Origin of the sequence: Micromonospora okii (assembly GCF_020884795.1) — a bacterium.
Taxonomy (GTDB): domain Bacteria; phylum Actinomycetota; class Actinomycetes; order Mycobacteriales; family Micromonosporaceae; genus Micromonospora; species Micromonospora okii.
Genome location: NZ_BBZF01000014.1, coordinates 1 through 14,916, shown reverse-complemented (window position 1 = coordinate 14,916; position 14,916 = coordinate 1). Strand labels below are relative to the sequence as shown.

Here is a 14,916-nt window from a genome sequence, read left to right as displayed (position 1 = left end):
CGGCCGGGTCCGAATCGGCACCTCCGGCCAGGCGTGTCAGTCGAACGGCGTGGGAGACTGGACGTGTCATGACGAGCCTGCCGCTGATCCCCGCCGCCTCGGGCGCCCCCGCCGCACGCCGGGCGGCCATGCCGCCCCGCCACCTCGCCGACCTCGACCTGCCCGGCCGCCAGGCTGCGGTCACCGAGCTGGGCGAGCCGGCGTTCCGCGCGAAGCAGATGTCCACCCACTACTTCGGCCGGCTGGTCCGCGACCCCGCCGCGATGACCGACCTCCCCGCCGCCGTGCGGGAGAAGCTGGCCGGGGAGCTGCTGCCCACCCTGCTCACCCCGGTCCGCGAGCTGGCCTGCGACGACGGGGCCACCCGCAAGGCGCTCTGGCGGCTGCACGACGGCTCGCTGGTGGAGAGCGTGCTGATGGGGTACGCCGACCGCGTCACCGTCTGCATCTCCAGCCAGGCCGGCTGCGGCATGGCCTGCCCGTTCTGCGCCACCGGCCAGGCCGGGCTCACCCGCAACCTGTCCACCGCCGAGATCGTCGACCAGGCGGTCTACCTGGCCGGCGTGGCCGCCTCGGGCGCGGTCGCCGGTTCGCCGTCGCGGCTGTCCCACGTCGTGTTCATGGGCATGGGGGAGCCGCTGGCCAACTACGCGCGGGTGGTGGCGGCGATCCGCCGGCTGGTCGCCCCGGCCCCCGAGGGGCTGGGCCTGTCGCAGCGGCACATCACCGTCTCGACCGTCGGCCTGGTGCCCGCCATCCGCAAGCTGGCGGGCGAGGACCTGTCGGTGACCCTTGCGCTGTCCCTGCACGCGCCCGACGATGAGCTGCGTGACGAGCTCGTGCCGGTCAACCAGCGCTGGAAGGTGTCCGAGGTGCTGGACGCGGCGTGGGACTACGCGGCCCGCACGGGGCGCCGGGTGTCGATCGAGTACGCCATGATCAGGGACGTGAACGACCAGCCGTGGCGGGCCGATCTCCTCGGCCGGCTGCTCGCCGGCAAGTTGGCCCATGTCAACCTCATCCCCCTCAACCCCACCCCGGGCAGCCGGTGGGACGCCAGCCCCAAGCCGGTCGAGCGGGAGTTCGTCCGCCGCCTGCGCGCCGCCGGGGTGTCCACCACCGTGCGGGACACCCGTGGGCGCGAGATCGACGGCGCGTGCGGGCAGCTCGCCGCCGCCGAGGACACCGACCGCGACGCGCCGCCCGGGGCGACGGCGTGACCGGGCGTAGCGAACAGGACCAGGAGACATAGTGGCGAGTCAGGGTCAGCGTTTCCGGCGCAAGGCACTCCGCCGGGGCTACAAGGTCGACGAGGTGGACGCCTTCCTGGACCGGGTCGAGGCGACGCTCGACGGCCGGCCGGTCGGCGCGCCCGTGGCCTCCCAGGAGGTCCACGACGTCGTCTTCCGGGTCCGCTTCAACGGCTACGACGAGTGGCAGGTCGACCTGCACCTCGACCGGGTCGAGCGGCAGTTGGCCGAGCTGGAGGAGCGCAGCGGCGTACCCGGTCGCGGGGAGGACCCCCGGACGCCCGACCGGCTCGGCCCCCCGGAGCGGCACGGCCCCCGCGCCCGCGACGACCGCGGCCTCGCCCCGGTGCCCGTGCGCGACGATCGCGGCCCCGGCCCCATCCGCGACGATCGCGGCCCCGGCCCCATCCGCGACGATCGCGGCCCCGGCCCGATGCCCATGCGCGACGACCGCGGTCCGGGCCCGATGCGCGACGATCGTGGCCTCGGCCCGATGCCCGGGCGGGACGACCGTGGCCTCGGTCCCGGTCCGATGCGCGATGATCGCGGCCCCGGCCCCATGCGGGACGATCGCGGCCCCGGCCCCATGCGGGACGACCGTGGCCCCGGCCCGATGCCCATGCGCGATGATCGCGGCCCGGGCCCGATGCGCGACGATCGCGGCCCCGGCCCCATGCCGCCCCGGCCGATGCCGGCGCAGGCCGGCGCGCCCGCCGACCGCTACGGCCGCTACGACGACCCGTCCGGCCGCTACGACGACCCGACCGGCGGGTACGACGGTCCGCGCGGCGGCGGGTACGACGCCCCCCGTGGCCCGGCCGGTCCCGGCCCGATGGGGCCCGGCGGCCCGACGGGCCCCGGCCCGGGTAGGCACGGCGGCCCGCCGCCCCGGGGTCTTCCCGCCGGCCCCACGCCTCGGGGCCTCCCCGCCGGCCCGGGCGGCCCGCACCCGGACGACCGGTTCGACGCCTTCGAGGCCGGCCGGCACGGCCGGGCCGACATGACCGCCGAGATCCGCATGTCCGAGCGCGACCTGCGCGAGCTGCGCGGCCGGGGCCCCTCCGGCCCGCCGCCGCTGCCCCCACAGCCGATGGGCGGCCCTCCTGTGGGCGGCCCTCCTGTGGGCGGTCCTCCCGTGGGTGGCCTCCCGGTCGGTGGTCCTCCGGTCGGCGGCCCTCCTGTGAGCGGTCCTCCCGTGGGTGGTCCCCCGGTCGGCGGCCCTCCCGCCGGCGGACCCCCGATGGCCGGGCCGCCCGGCAGCGACCTGCACCGGGTGGACCAGATCCGTCGTAGCTTCCAGGTGCGCCGGTTCGGCAGCGGCTACGACCCGGACCAGGTCGACCGGCTCTTCGACGGCATCCTCGGCAGCATGGCCGGGCGCGGGCCGATGCCGGTCAACCCGAAGGACCTCGACACCCTGCGCTTCGGCCTGGTGCCGGGCGGCTACTTCGAGGCCGAGGTCGACGCCGCGCTCAAGGACGTGCAGGACATCCTCTTCGGCCGCTGACCCCGCCCCGCCCACCCGGCCCGGCCCCACCCGCTCGGGCCAGCCCCACCCGACCCGTCCCACCCGGTCACGCCGCTCGGCCCGCGCCGCTCCGCGTGACCGGCGGGTCGGCCCGCCCGCCGGTCGGCGCCCTGGTCGCCACCGACGCGGCGCACGGACGACGAAGGGCCCACCCCGAGCGGGGCGGGCCCTTCACGCGTCGCGCCGGATGCTCCGGCGTCGGCCGGGTCAGGAGCGCAGGCCGTTGCGGCGCAGTACCGCGTCGCCGATGACGATGGCGAGCAGCAGCGCGGCCAGCCCGACCAGCCAGATGTCCTCGACCCTGCCCTCGTGGTTGCCGCAGAGCATGGCCAGCAGCGCCAGCGCGGTCAGCACCGCGCCGATCCGCCCCGCCTTCCGGTGCCCGGGCTTGTGCTGATCTGGCGACGTCACCGGCTCGCTTCCAGCCACTGTCGGTCCTTCCCTCGCGATCGGATCTCCGGTTAGTCTGGCACGCCCCGCGCCTGACCTCGTGCGGTGGGGGTTTCCCGCAGCACCCGGATGAGCACACCGCGCGGTGTCCGGGCCGGAGGACCCGGGTCGGAGGGCACTACCGGCGTCGCGGGTCGGCGACCACACTGCCTCCGGTAGCGTCTTGACGTACACCTTGATTGTCTTTTGAGGGGGACTGCGGTGCGAGTGACCGGTACGGGCCATGCCAGCATGCGGATCGACACGGCCGCGGGCAGCATCCTGTGCGACCCGTGGGTCAATCCTGCCTACTTCGCCTCCTGGTTCCCCTTCCCCGACAACTCCCAGCTCGACTGGGAGACCCTCGGCCAGGTCGACTACCTGTACGTGTCGCACCTGCACCGGGACCACTTCGACGCGAAGCACCTGCGCGACTTCGTGTCCAAGGACGCCACCGTCCTGCTCCCCGAGTTCCCGACCTCGGAGATGGAGGACGAGTTCCGCGCGCTGGGCTTCACGAAGTTCCTCCGCGCGCCGAACGAGCAGGTCGTGGAGCTGCCCGGCGGCCTGAAGATCATGATTCAGGCGCTGACCAGCCCGACCGACGGCCCGATCGGGGACTCGTCGCTCTGGGTGGAGCACGACGGGGTGCGGCTGCTCAACCAGAACGACGCCCGCCCCACCGACCTGACTGTCTTCGCCGAGCTGGGTCACGTGCACGCGCACATGCTCCAGTTCTCCGGCGCGATCTGGTACCCGATGGTCTACGAGCTGCCGCAGTCCGCGAAGACGGCGTTCGGCAAGCAGAAGCGGGAGCGGCAGTTCGACCGCACCTGGCGCTACATCGACGACCTGAAGGCCGACCACGTCTTCCCGATCGCCGGCCCGCCCTGCTTCCTCGACGACGCGCTGTGGCAGTTCAACGACATCCACGGCGACGAGGGCAACATCTTCCCCGACCAGTCGGTCTTCCTTTCGGAGTACGCGAAGGTCGGCGGCGCCAACGGCATCGTCCTGCTGCCCGGCAGCGTCGCCGAGGTGACCACCTCCGGGGCGACCACCACGCACCCGCAGCCGGTCGAGGAGTTCTTCGCGAACAAGGTCGCCCACCTGGAGGAGATGCGGGAGCGCAAGCGCGGCGTCATCGAGGCGGAGAAGGCGTCCTGGCGGCACCCCGAGGTCGACGTCCTGGCCGAGATGAAGCGCCGGATCGAGCCGCTGCTGGAGGAGTCGATCTACCTGGCGAAGGGCGTCGGCGGCCCGGTCCGCTTCGACCTCGTCGGCTACGACGGGGAGAGCGTCGAGTCGATCGTGGTGGACTTCCCGGGCAAGGAGGTGCGCCCGTACGCGGACGAGAAGGTCCGCTACCGCTTCCGTACGGAGCGGGCGCTGGTCGAGCACCTGCTGCACATCGGCGAGGTCGACTGGGTCAACTCGCTCTTCCTCTCCTGCCGCTTCTCGGCGGCCCGGATCGGGCAGTACAACGAGTTCGTGTACGCCTTCTTCAAGTGCCTGTCGACCGAGCGCCTCCAGTACGCCGAGGGCTGGTACGACGAGCACGAGCGGGCCGTCGACGCGGAGGACATCACGCTGGGCGACTGGGTGGTGCAGCGGCGCTGCCCGCACCTGAAGGCAGACCTGAGCCGGTTCGGCATCGTGGAGGGCGACCAGCTCACCTGCCAGCTCCACGGCTGGCGGTTCGACCTGCCCAGCGGTCGCTGCCTGACCAGCGTCGGCCACAAGGTGCGCGCCCAGCGCGCCACCGCCGACACCCCCACCCCGTAACCCCACCCGCCGCCCACCCGCCGCCCCGCACCTGCGCTGCCCCAACGGAGCGCGGCGCGGGGCGACGGCGTGAGAAGGGTGCCCTTCTCTACCGTATGAGTTAAGAAGGTGCCCTTCCTTACCCCAGATCGGCGAGGATGCGGCGGGCCGCGTTGTGCCCCGCCGCGCCGATGACGCTGCCCGCCGGGTGGCACCCCGCGCTGCCCGCGTACACCCCGTCGATCCCGGTCGCGTACGGCATCCGGTCGGTGAACGAGACCGTGTTGTCGACGTGGTGGATGTGCCCGCCGGTGATGCCGAAGTGCGCCTGGATGCCGGGCGGGGGCAGCGGCACGGCGTCGGCGATCAGGTCGCCGGTGCCCGGGGCGTACCGCTCGCAGATCTCGACCAGCCGCGCCACGTAACCGGGCAGCGCCGCGTCCCACGTGGTGCCCGCCGGGGAGTAGGGCACCGACTGCACGAACAGCGCCGACGAGTGGTGGCCGGCGGCGTCGGAGAGCGACGGGTCGACGGTGGTGTGCAGGTACCACTCGATGGTCGGCTCCTCGGGCAGCCGCCCGACCTGGACGTCCGCCCACATGCCGCGCAGCGCCGCCATCGGCGACTCGCCGCCCCCGCCGCCGACCAGGGACGACGAGCCGGGCAGCAGGTGGATCGTGGAGCCGAACGGGCTGGGCGCGCCGGGGGGCAGGCAGGAGAACCGGGGCAGCCCGGTCAGCGCCAGGTTGACCTTGAGCGTGGTGCCGGGGCGGCGTACGTCCGCCATCCGTCGCGCCAGCGGCGCGGGGAGCGCGCCGTCGGGCAGCAGCTCCATCAGCCGGTACGGGTCGCAGGCCCCGAGCACCACCCGCGCGGCGACCTCCCGCCCGTCGGCCAGGGCCACCCCGCCGGCCGCCCCGCCGTCGAGCGTGATCGCGGCGACCGGGGCGCCGGTCAGGATGGTGGCCCCGGCGGCGCGGGCGGCGTCGGCGAAGGTGCGGGAGACGGTGCCCATCCCGCCCTCGGCGATCATCCAGGTGCCGTCCGCGCCGGGCAGCCGGCACATGTTGTGCACGAGGAAGTTGTGCCCGGTCCCCGGGTCGTCCGGGCCGGCGTTGAGCCCGGAGAGCCCGTCGGTGACCGCGTACATGCTGACCAGCAGCTCGGAGCGGAAGTCGAAGCGGGCCAGGTGGTCGGCGACCGAGCCGCGCACCAGGTCGACGAAGACCTCCCGCAGCGCCGGCCGCACGTACCGCTGCGCGGTCTCCTCCACCGGCAGCGGCTCGGCCAGCCAGGCCGGGGCCAGGTCCGCGCGCAGGGCCGCCAGCTCGGCCTGCATGGCGTCGTCGGCGGCCACGTCGGCGGGGGAGAACATCTCCGCGAGCTGCCGCCGGGTCGCCGCGTGGTCGCTCCCCATCAGCAGGTACGGCGACCCGGGGCCGCCCGGGGTGGGTAGGAAGTAGTGCGGGTCGCGGCGCAGCACCGGGATGCGCACGTCCAGCGTGGCGAGCAGTTCGGGCGGCATGAGCCCGAGCAGGTACGACCCGGTGGAGTGGCGCAGCCCGGGGACCCTCGGGAACGGGTTCTCGGTGCGGGTCGCGCCGCCGATCACGTCGGCGGCCTCCAGCACCAGCACGTCGAGCCCGGCGCGGGCGAGCAGGATCGCGGACACCAGACCGTTGTGCCCGGCCCCGACGATCACCACGTCGGCCCGGGACGGCAGCTCGGCATTCATGACCGCGATCCTAGCCAGCAACGGGCGTCGATCCGCCTGGCGAAGGTTCAGGGGCGGAACGGGCCGGTGACCTCGTAGGTGATCCCGCCGCTGCCCGTGGCGCTGCCCGAGGTGCCGCGCTGGGAGGAGAAGTAGAGGCGTGACCCGTCCGGCGAGAAGGCCGGGCCGGTGATCTCCGAACCGGCGTGGCCGAGCAGGCGCAGGAACGGGGTGACCACGCCCGCCCGGGTGATCACGTTGATCTCCATGTTGCCGCCGTCCTCGGCCACGTACAGGTCCCCGCCGCGCGTTCCGGTGATGTTGTCCACGCCGGTCAGCGGCGCGGCCCCCGCCGGCACCAGGGAGTCGTCGTACGCGAGGTCGAGGCGCTGGCCGACCGCGTCGTACGCCCAGACCCGGTTGTCGCCCTTGGTGGTGAACCAGCAGGTGCCCCGGTCGTACCAGCAGCCCTCGCCGCCGTCGAAGTGCTTCGCCGCGCCGACCTGGTGCCGGGTGGGAACCGGGAAGCCGTCCCGGTCCGGCAGGTCCTGCCAGGTCACCGGCCCGGTCACCTGGTCGGTCGGGGCGCAGAGCACCTGCACCTTCCCGGTGCGCAGGTCGCCCCAGGTGTCCGGGACGAAGCGGTAGAAGCAGCCGTCGCCCTCGTCCTCGGTCAGGTAGACCACCCGCCGCTGCGGGTCGCAGGCGGCGGCCTCGTGGGTGAACCGGCCCATCCGGGTCCGTTCCTCGGCCGCCCGGCTGCCGTCCGGCCAGGTCTCGTACACCCGGCCCAGCGGCACCTCCTCACAGGAGAGCCAGGTGCCCCAGGGGGTGGGCCCGCCGGCGCAGTTGACGTTGGTCCCACCGAGGATCCGGTACGCGTCCGCGACCGAGCCGTCCGCCCGGAAGCGCACCGCCGAGGCCCCGCCGACCACTGGCACCTCGGAGTTGGAGACGTAGATCCAGCCGTCGCCGGTCGGAAAGCAGGCCCCGCCGTCCGGCGCCCAGTGCCACGGGTACGACGTGCCGGCCACCCGCTGCCCAGAGCGGCCGACGACCCTGCTCGTGAAGCCGGACGGCAGTTGGAGGCCGTTGCCGTCGGCGGCGAGCAGCTCCCCGTACGGGCCCGGACCGGGCTGGGCCGGGGCGGCGAGCGCGGCACCGGCCCAGAGGCTGCCGGCGAAGGCGGCCCCACCGGCGGCGGTGGCGCGCAGCAGGGTACGACGGTCCATCGGTTACCTCCCGGTAGCTTTCGATGTCCCCTGACCGTAGGCCGGACTTTCCATCGACACCAGTCACCGCATGGTGAACGCCGGGTGACGAGAATTCGCGCGCGCGGGCACCTCGTCGCGTGACGGCGGGCCCGAAACGCGGACACCCGTCGGGGCCGACACCTAGCGTGAACACGCCAGGCGAACCGGGGCGGAGGGGGCGGGATGGAGAAGCGGCGAAGCCCGGTCCGGCCTCCCGGGGAGTCGACGAGCCTGCGGCACCGGGGCCTGGGGCTCGGGGCCAAGGCCCTTCAGGAGACGAAGCCGCTGAAGGGCTTCGACGTGTACGTCGTCGGATTCCACCCGGCCCGGGACGACCCGTCGATGCAGATGGAGGCCCACCACTACTGCCGGCAGGTCAACGACGACTTCCTCCAGTGCGTGCTGTTCGACGGGAACACCGACGAGGCCAACCTCATCGGCGTCGAGTACATCGTCTCCGAACGCCTGCACGACACGCTCCCCGAGGCGGAACGCGGCTACTGGCACCCGCACAACTACGAGGTGCTCGGCGCGTCGCTGATCGCCCCCGGGCTGCCCGAGCCGGCGGAGCGGGCGCTGATGGCGATGCTGATGAACAGCTACGGCAAGACGTGGCACACCTGGCACACCGGCCGCCTCGACACCGGCCCCGGCGACGAGCTGCCGCTGGGCGAGGCGAAGCTGATGTGGTCGTTCAACCGTGAGGGGCAGTGCGACCCGGCGCTGGAGCAGCACCGCAACGAGGCGATGGGCGTCGACCGGGCCGACAAGCGCCGCTCCCGCTCGGAGCTGGCAGACCGGGCGCACCCGCAGGACGGGGTGGCGCTGCTGGATTCCGCCTTCCCGGGCAGCACCCCGTTCCCCGGAGTCGTGGACCGCGCCACCGGCCGCTAGCCGGCGGCCCGCGCGCGCCTTGCCAGCTTGGATGGCGGCACAACCCACTCCGCCGGTCAGCCGAAGGACTTCATACCGCTCCAGTCCGACCCCAGCACGACCTTGACCGCCGATCCGGCGCTCGTCTTCGAGGGGTGGTAGACCCGGATCTGGCCGTCGGAGCCGTCCCGGACCCAGAGGTCGGGCACCTGGTCACCGGTGACGTCGGGGATGGCGACCACCGCGCTCATCGCCGCCTCCGTCCAGCCGGTGCCGTAGGAGACGTCGCCGTCGCGCGAGTTCACGGCCTGCTTGAGCGGGTGCAGATTGACGCTGCCCGCGACCGGGCCGGGCAGCCCGTGCGGACGTTCCATCACCATCAACACCCACAGCGACGACATCGACGACGAGAGTGGCGACGGCACCACCACCGCCACGATTACCGCCACCGACGGACACCCCTTCTGGGTACCCGAACTCCGCGAATGGGTCGACGCCACCAACCTCCAGGCAAGCCAGTGGCTCCAAACCAGCGCCGGCACCGAGTCCAAATCACCGCCGTCCAGCACCAAACCACCACCTGGGCCACCGTTCACAACCTCACCATCGCCAACACCCACACGTACCATGTCATCGCCGGCGACGCGCCGGTGCTTGCACACAACTGCGGGACCTCGGTTGATGATCTTCGCAATGCCAAGCCGATTGAGGGGCAGCGACGACGATCTCTTGGCGTCATTCAATAATCCTCATGATGGTGGAGTGGTTCGAATCAACGAGAACGGAACAATCGTGAACGGGCACCACCGGATCAATGAAATAATTCGACGAGCGAGCGATCCCGACAACAAGAAGATTACGGGAAGTGCTAAGGTTCGGATCGAACAATACCGCCGAGATCGCAGTGACTTCTGGGACCTTGACTGATGTCGGCTGGCCCGGTGTACCGACAGGAGTCAAAACTTGGTCCACGTGACGCTGAATTCGGCGTTCGCACGGCTAGCGTTGAAGATCTGGTCCAGATCAACAATGAGAATCGACGCCACGGGTGGTCAGCTCGCTGGAGTTCGCCGAGCGTGCTTCGAGGTGAGGTTGCGGCGGGATCGAGCGCAATCCTGTGTCCGCTCTTTCGTAACGGCGGACTGGTCACCGAACCCGAGTCATATCGATGCCATATCTTCTTTGCGCACAGAAGGGAGAGCAGAGGCGTGGTGTCGCTGATCGACGTTGGAAGAGGCACATTTGAAAACTTACGCAAGGCGGATTCGATTGAGAATCTGACTCGCGTGGTCAGGCTAATCATGGACAGCTACGACTTGACGCCCCTCGGTTGAAAAGCAGGCGACCCAGGGCTCAGGTCGGGGTCGGGTAGTCGGAATGAGTTTCGCCCTCCGGCTCCTACAGATCCCGGCGTGACAGTCTTCTGCCACCGAGTTCTTGTCATCCTGCTCATCGGGCGGTCGTGACCAGGCCATGATCGACCGCCCGGCGGGTCGCTGGCGATGCTCTCCGTGCTCAGGTCATGGCAGTGTGCGACCAAACTAATGAGGAGCGGTTATAATGAGGAGGCTCTGGCGTGAAGAGGTGGTCAGGTCGCGCTTCGGGTGGCCTGTTCCTCGGATTGCCAAGGCAGTCACGCCCGGTGAGATGACCGTGCTTGTCGAGACTGCCAAAACCTCTGGATTTAGTCGTACAGGCAAAGGCCTTAAGGTGCAGGAGGGCTGGCGCTACTACCTACTTCCCTACCTTCAAGAGCCGTCTCCCGTGCCGTGCTGGATGTGCGTTGTGGTTACGGTCGGGAAGTCCATGGCAACGCCTGGCGCTGAGCGGATCGAGCCGCGCTACTTCCATCTCGACGTAATGATTGAGGATTTCCGAGCTCTGTCAAATGCCTCCGCAGTTGATCGCGATCAGTTGCTTCATTGGGTTCTCTGGGACGCGGCAAAGAGTGCCGGAAAATAGAGGCAGCAGTGCGCGGTGTTTGGTCGTACGTGGGGGAGTCTCCCGGAGGGCTGACGGTTCGCGCGGCCCGGTTCGTTCGGGTCAGGACGCGGCGAGTCGTGGTCGGCTCGGGACTCACCGGCGACGCCCTCCGCGCTCAGATTGCGGCAACGTACGGCCGGTCCGACGAGGTGATTGTCGGCCTCTTGGAGAGGCTGCAGTCCAGGTACGGCGGTCTGTCGTACCTGAGCGGGCTGTTTGGTTCGCAGGTGCGCTTCGCCCCGGTCTGCGAGCCGGAAGACCCGACTGAGGAGCTGGAGATCCTCTACGCCGTCGAGACCCAGAGCCCTGCGGGTGCCTCGGTCAAGCGCACGGGAGAGGTCGAGCTGGGCATGGATGGGAGCGGCGTCGTCGAATTCGTCGGCCTTGACTCGCTGATCGAATGCGATGCGGTCTTCGACGTCGCGGGCGAGCTTCCCGTCAAGGAGACGGCCTACCTTCGTCACGCGGCTGTCGACCACGTGCGGGCAGCGCTGCTCGCACGCCCGGACCTCGGGCTTCGCCCCGTCCCTGAGGCCAGCGGCCAGCGTTCCTTCTGGCTGCAAGGCGAGCACACCTGGGTCTTCCTCACCAGCGTCTGGGCGGAACTGGGGTCACCTCTGCCGCCCATGCTGCGCGTCTGGTCCCAAGACGAGGGCACGGCCTCCCGAGTCGTAGGTGTAGCCCGGTAGTCAGGGCATCGAGGCGCGGCGGGTGCGCCAGTTGCTCAGGGCGAGGGTGGCCGAGTAGCCGGCCAGCACGATCACGTGGAACAGGTACAGCCACAACAGCACGGCCACCCCGCCGCCGACCTCGTCGAACCCGCCGAACGGCACCCCCAGGTCCAGCGGGAGTGAGGCGAACAGCACGAAGCCGTGCAGGAACCCCGACAGGTTCGCCGCCGTGAACGACCCCACGGCCAGCGCGGAGAGCCAGTCCGGCGAGGCCGGGCCGACGACCCGGAACACCCACAGCAGCACCGGCGTGAGCACCAGCCACACCGCGAGGAACGACAGCACCACCCCGAGCGCGCCGAGCCAGCCGCCCTGCCGCACCAGGTGGGTGGTCGTCGGCAGCGCGAGCAGGATCGACAGCAGCAGCACGGGGGCCGGGGCGAGCAGGGGGAGTAGCAGCAGCCGGCCCCGCCAGCCCACCAGCGACTCCTCGCCGCGCGGCCGGGCGACCGAGATGAACGCCCGACGCAGCCCCTCGCCGTACAGGGACGCGGGCAGCAGCGACGCCAGGGCCAGCAGCGGGGTCAGCTCCACCCCGGCGTCGACCAGCGCCCGCACGGCGTGGGGCGCGCCGATCTCGTCCGGCAGCGTGCGTACGGCGTACGAGGCGAGCCGGCGCACCCGGTCGGCTCCCGCCAGCAGCGAGGTCAGCCAGATTGCCAGCAGGGACACCGGCACGATGGCGATGGCCCCGTAGAAGGTGATCGCGGCGGCGTGCAGGGACAGGTCCCGCCCCCGCAGCGGGCGGAACGCCGCACTGGTGATCCGCTTCGCCCGCCGCCATCCGTCGCCCATCAGCGGTTCTTTCCCCGTACCGCCCCGCGTCACGCACCCGGCGCGGGGCGGCCTGCTACCCGGCGGCAACCAATCAGATCGACCTCAATCGTTTGGCGTCCGCTGAATAGGATCGCCGCCATGGGAGTTCTCGCCACCGAACGCCTGGTCCTGCGGAACTGGACCGACGACCCCGCCGACCTGGCCCGGATCTTCGACATCTACTCGCGGCCCGAGGTGAGCCGCTGGCTGAGCGCGCCGGGCCTGCCGCTGACCGACCCCGCGCAGGCGGCCGACCGGCTCGCCGGGTGGCGGGCGCGGCACGCCGACCACGGCGACCGGTACGGAAGCTGGGCGATCGAGGTGCGGGACACCGGCGTGGTGGCCGGAACGGCGCTGCTCAAGCCGCTGCCCGGCCGGGACGAGAGCGTGCCGACCACCGACATCGAGGTGGGCTGGCACCTGCACCCCGACTCGTGGGGCCACGGGTACGCCACCGAGGCGGGCCGGGCGCTGGTGACCCGGGAGCTGGCGACGGGAACCCCGCAGGTCTGGGCGGTCGTGTCGCCGGGCAACGCCGCGTCGACGGCGGTGGCCCGACGCCTCGGCATGACCTACGTGGGCCGGCGCACCGACTGGTACGGCGGCGAGGAGCTGGACGCGTTCGTGGTCCGCGCCGACGCCTGAGCGGACCGCCGCTTCGTCACCCGTAGCCCCGTTCCGGGCATGATCGTCTGCTGATTCGTGCGAATCCCGTCGGCGTGTCGTCTCCGTTCCGCGCAGACGATCATCGTGGGTGCCGGCGGGCCCAGCCGACGAAGCGGGCGTAGTAGTCCGCCGGGACGACCTCGGCCGGGTGCGTGCGCAGGCGGTCGGAGATCGCGTCGTCCATGAGCACGCACAGGTAGATGATCAGCGCGACCCGGTTCCCCGCGTACTCGGTCCGCAGGCCCAGCTTCGCCGGCTGACACGGCCACGGCGCGGCGCACACCCGGCACCGCCACGTCGGGCGGGCCGCCGTGTGCCGGCGCAGCCCGGCCAGCGACACCCCGTACCCGCTGCTCATCGGCGTCGGCCCCGCCGCAGGGGCCCGGCGGCCCGGTGCGGCGCGGTCGCCGGGGCCGCAGCGCCGACCCGGGCGACGACCGTCGGCCCGGCCCAGCGGTGCGCGCGGTCCGCCCGCCGGACCGGCGGGGGAGCGGCCTCTTCGACGGGTACGCCCGCCAGGCGGTCCGGGCAGGGCCAGCGCAGCCCGCACCCGCAGTACCGGCCCCAGCGGGACCAGTCGCGGCGGTGCCGCGGACCCAGCGGTACGGGCCGGTCGGTGCGTCGGTTTCCGAAGACTCCCACGGGACCTCCGAGAGGTGTCGGGGCGAAGGGCCGGGGGCGGGAGTCGGGACAAGGTTGGGAGGTGGACCCCCGCCCCCGGCGTGACCTGCACTGCCACGCGAGGTCACCCACGATGTTCGTTTCGTTGCTGGCGGTGAGCAATGCTTCGGAGAACAATGCGGACCAAGGGACGAGGTGCCTAACGCGACGACAGAAGAGGAGACGACGTGGACGACCCGGGAAGCACCGTCCCGCGCAGGCAACTCGGCAGGTATCTGAGGGAGCTTCGCGAGAACGCGTACGTCACGGTGACGGCGGCGGCCAAGGAACTCGAATGGTCGGCACCCCGGATCTGGCGGTACGAGACCGGCCAGGTCCCGATGCACCCGAACGACGTGGAGGCCATGTGCCGGCTGTACGGCGCGTCCCGCGAGACCACCGACAGCCTGCGCGCCCTGGCCCGGGAGACCAAGGCGCACGGCTGGTGGCACAGCTACGGGGAGGCCATCAAGGACTGGTTCAAGCTGTACGTCGGCCTGGAGGCCGCCGCCACGCACATCCGCCACCACGAGGTCAACCTCGTGCCGGGACTGCTCCAGACCGTCGAGTACATGACCGAGGTGATCGCCACCGACTGCCCGCAGCTCAGCGAGGCGGAGCGGAAGGCGAAGGTGGAGGTCCGCCTGCGCCGGCAGCGGCTCCTCGTCCGGGCGGTCCCCAGGGCGCCGCAGCTCGACGTGATTCTGTACGAGGCGGTGCTGCGCCGGCCGCTGCGGGACCGGGCGGCGATGGCGCGGCAGCTCGACGCCCTGATCGTGACGGGGGAGCAGCACAACATCAGCGTCCGCGTGCTGCCGCTGGAGGCCGGGCTGTTCCGCTGGTGCCAGGCGGGCACCTTCACCATGCTCGACTTCCCGACCGACGTGCGGGAGCCGGAGCCGACCACCATCTACATGGACGGGCCGTGCGGCGCGGTCTACCTGGACAAGCCGCACGAGATCGAGACCTACGAGGATGCCTGGCGCTCGCTCACCGAGCGGGCGCTGAGCGGGGCCGAGTCCCGCGAGCTGATCAAGTCGATAGCGAAGGAGATGTCCGGTGCAGCGTGACGGTGTGTGGCGCACCTCCTCCCGTTCCGGCGGGGAGGGCAACTGCGTCGAGGTGGCGGCGTTCGCCGAGGCGGTCGGGGTGCGGGACAGCAAGGCCCGGCGGGGCCCGGCGCTGACCTTCGACCCGACCGCCTGGACGGGCTTCGTCCGGGCAACCGCCTCGGGAGCCCTGGCCCGCC

14 protein-coding genes and 1 pseudogene are annotated in these 14,916 nt (G+C 71.8%); 9 read left to right on the top strand and 6 right to left on the bottom strand.

Translation table 11 applies throughout. From position 1 onward, the window contains the following. Positions 1-68 precede the first annotated feature (68 nt). Both rlmN and LPU43_RS06585 read left to right on the top strand, forming a co-directional pair. Entirely contained in the window at positions 69-1,220 is a 1,152-nt protein-coding gene (rlmN, locus tag LPU43_RS06590) for a dual-specificity RNA methyltransferase RlmN (protein WP_229399364.1), read from the top strand. A gap of 31 nt (positions 1,221-1,251) precedes the next feature. Then, the gene (locus tag LPU43_RS06585) at positions 1,252-2,757 is read left to right on the top strand and encodes a DivIVA domain-containing protein (RefSeq protein ID WP_229399363.1); all 1,506 of its coding nucleotides are present in this window, start codon (positions 1,252-1,254) and stop codon (positions 2,755-2,757) included. Positions 2,758-2,985: 228 nt separating this feature from the next. On the opposite strand, the gene LPU43_RS06580 is transcribed toward LPU43_RS06585, so the two are convergent. Continuing rightward, positions 2,986-3,207, bottom strand: a complete 222-nt coding sequence (locus tag LPU43_RS06580) for a DUF2631 domain-containing protein (RefSeq protein WP_306416115.1) — start codon at positions 3,205-3,207, stop codon at positions 2,986-2,988. Positions 3,208-3,429: 222 nt separating this feature from the next. Here LPU43_RS06580 and LPU43_RS06575 point away from each other — a divergent pair, with 222 nt between their 5' ends. Continuing rightward, positions 3,430-4,992: a Rieske 2Fe-2S domain-containing protein gene (locus tag LPU43_RS06575; RefSeq protein ID WP_229399362.1), complete on the top strand. Its 1,563-nt coding sequence runs from the start codon at positions 3,430-3,432 to the stop codon at positions 4,990-4,992. Between the two features lie 118 nt (positions 4,993-5,110). On the opposite strand, the gene LPU43_RS06570 is transcribed toward LPU43_RS06575, so the two are convergent. After that, positions 5,111-6,706 carry a phytoene desaturase family protein gene (locus LPU43_RS06570; protein WP_229399361.1) on the bottom strand — a complete coding sequence of 532 codons (1,596 nt, stop codon included), beginning with the start codon at positions 6,704-6,706 and terminating at the stop codon, positions 5,111-5,113. 47 nt (positions 6,707-6,753) lie between these two features. Further along, complete coding sequence (locus LPU43_RS06565; RefSeq protein WP_229399360.1) at positions 6,754-7,917, bottom strand: alkaline phosphatase PhoX; 1,164 nt, start codon at positions 7,915-7,917, stop codon at positions 6,754-6,756. A 204-nt stretch (positions 7,918-8,121) separates the two neighbouring features. On the opposite strand from LPU43_RS06565, the gene LPU43_RS06560 reads away from it, so the two are divergent. Continuing rightward, a complete protein-coding gene (locus tag LPU43_RS06560) occupies positions 8,122-8,832 on the top strand; it encodes an OBAP family protein (protein WP_229399359.1) in 711 nt (236 codons plus the stop codon). A 56-nt stretch (positions 8,833-8,888) separates the two neighbouring features. Here the strand turns inward: LPU43_RS06560 and LPU43_RS28880 are convergent, their stop codons facing one another. Next, the gene (locus LPU43_RS28880; RefSeq protein ID WP_373321662.1) at positions 8,889-9,116 is read right to left on the bottom strand and encodes a hypothetical protein; all 228 of its coding nucleotides are present in this window, start codon (positions 9,114-9,116) and stop codon (positions 8,889-8,891) included. Positions 9,117-9,210: 94 nt separating this feature from the next. Here LPU43_RS28880 and LPU43_RS28875 point away from each other — a divergent pair. After that, positions 9,211-9,491: pseudogene (locus tag LPU43_RS28875) on the top strand (polymorphic toxin-type HINT domain-containing protein); the annotation flags it as partial. Positions 9,492-10,871: 1,380 nt separating this feature from the next. Then, entirely contained in the window at positions 10,872-11,483 is a 612-nt protein-coding gene (locus tag LPU43_RS06550) for a hypothetical protein (protein WP_229399357.1), read from the top strand. Here LPU43_RS06550 and LPU43_RS06545 read toward each other — a convergent pair whose 3' ends face one another. Further along, complete coding sequence (locus tag LPU43_RS06545; RefSeq protein ID WP_229399356.1) at positions 11,484-12,320, bottom strand: YhjD/YihY/BrkB family envelope integrity protein; 837 nt, start codon at positions 12,318-12,320, stop codon at positions 11,484-11,486. Between the two features lie 120 nt (positions 12,321-12,440). On the opposite strand from LPU43_RS06545, the gene LPU43_RS06540 reads away from it, so the two are divergent. After that, positions 12,441-12,986 (top strand): GNAT family N-acetyltransferase, encoded by a 546-nt coding sequence (locus tag LPU43_RS06540; RefSeq protein WP_229399355.1) that lies wholly within the window; start codon positions 12,441-12,443, stop codon positions 12,984-12,986. Positions 12,987-13,086: 100 nt separating this feature from the next. Here LPU43_RS06540 and LPU43_RS06535 read toward each other — a convergent pair whose 3' ends face one another. Next, positions 13,087-13,365, bottom strand: a complete 279-nt coding sequence (locus LPU43_RS06535) for a hypothetical protein (protein WP_229399354.1) — start codon at positions 13,363-13,365, stop codon at positions 13,087-13,089. 490 nt (positions 13,366-13,855) lie between these two features. Between LPU43_RS06535 and LPU43_RS06530 the strand changes: the two genes are divergently transcribed. Further along, entirely contained in the window at positions 13,856-14,737 is an 882-nt protein-coding gene (locus tag LPU43_RS06530) for a helix-turn-helix domain-containing protein (protein WP_229399353.1), read from the top strand. Between the two features lie 4 nt (positions 14,738-14,741). Beyond that, the coding region (locus LPU43_RS06525) for a DUF397 domain-containing protein (protein ID WP_229399869.1) at positions 14,742-14,916 on the top strand (175 nt) is incomplete at its 3' end.

Bases quoted from the DNA above. Each gene is read 5' to 3' on its own strand.
- rlmN (WP_229399364.1), top strand. From the start codon at position 69: ATGACGAGCCTGCCGCTGATCCCCGCCGCCTCGGGCGCCCCCGCCGCA.
- LPU43_RS06570 (WP_229399361.1), bottom strand. From the start codon at position 6,706: ATGAATGCCGAGCTGCCGTCCCGGGCCGACGTGGTGATCGTCGGGGCC.
- LPU43_RS06565 (WP_229399360.1), bottom strand. From the start codon at position 7,917: ATGGACCGTCGTACCCTGCTGCGCGCCACCGCCGCCGGTGGGGCCGCC.
- LPU43_RS06560 (WP_229399359.1), top strand. From the start codon at position 8,122: ATGGAGAAGCGGCGAAGCCCGGTCCGGCCTCCCGGGGAGTCGACGAGC.
- LPU43_RS06545 (WP_229399356.1), bottom strand. From the start codon at position 12,320: ATGGGCGACGGATGGCGGCGGGCGAAGCGGATCACCAGTGCGGCGTTC.
- LPU43_RS06540 (WP_229399355.1), top strand. From the start codon at position 12,441: ATGGGAGTTCTCGCCACCGAACGCCTGGTCCTGCGGAACTGGACCGAC.
- LPU43_RS06535 (WP_229399354.1), bottom strand. From the start codon at position 13,365: ATGAGCAGCGGGTACGGGGTGTCGCTGGCCGGGCTGCGCCGGCACACG.